The 639-nt window shown below is 30.0% G+C and carries 2 protein-coding genes; one reads left to right on the forward strand and one right to left on the reverse strand.

Features of this window, described 5'->3' with window-relative positions; genetic code table 11:
- Positions 1-251: hypothetical protein (locus AMN78_RS04155; protein ID WP_075533747.1), on the forward strand; the 251-nt coding region annotated here is incomplete at its 5' end.
- 8 nt (positions 252-259) lie between these two features.
- Here the strand turns inward: AMN78_RS04155 and AMN78_RS00900 are convergent.
- Positions 260-535 carry a 4a-hydroxytetrahydrobiopterin dehydratase gene (locus AMN78_RS00900; RefSeq protein ID WP_075533748.1) on the reverse strand — a complete coding sequence of 92 codons (276 nt, stop codon included), beginning with the start codon at positions 533-535 and terminating at the stop codon, positions 260-262.
- Positions 536-639 lie beyond the last annotated feature (104 nt).

The following is a 639-nucleotide window of genomic DNA, read 5'->3' on the forward strand; positions in this document are numbered from 1 at the left end:
AAACAAGATTGTCTGGAGAAGATCTTTCTATTGCTACAGGAGGCCTCCCTACAGATGTTATGCAGGTTGACATTTTAGTTGAAGAAAATCAATATGCTGAAGCATTAGTAATTATTTCAAAATATGAGCAAACTTTAAAGGAACCGGCTCAAGATGGAAAGAGTTGGGAGTGTGAGGATTGTAATTCAATAAATCCTGAAGTATTTGAAATATGCTGGAGCTGCCAGGCAAACAGACTTACAGTTGCATAGTAGTCTATTTATTTAATTATAAGATCAATCCCTGTAGCTAGATTAATACATTTAGTTGAAACCCCTCCCATATTATGTGAAGTGATTAATAAATCTACTTTACACCAACCGATATTAATATCAGGATGATGATTATGTTTTTCTGCAAGTTCAGCAATTTTTTGTACAAAGTCAATTCCATCCATGTAAGTTTCAAATTTATATGTTTTAGATATTGTTTTATTTTTATAGTCCCAACCATACGATGATAGTGTTTTATTTATTTCATCAGGTGATAGTAACATATGTTTAATTCCTTAATAATTTCTTGATGATTATTTTATCTATTGATATTTTTCTAGATAGAGGTTTTTTTAAAAGGAGAACAATTAGAAATAAGTTTCAATTA

It is taken from the genome of Candidatus Pelagibacter communis, from assembly GCF_001179945.1.
GTDB lineage: Bacteria > Pseudomonadota > Alphaproteobacteria > Pelagibacterales > Pelagibacteraceae > Pelagilacustribacter > Pelagilacustribacter ubique_A.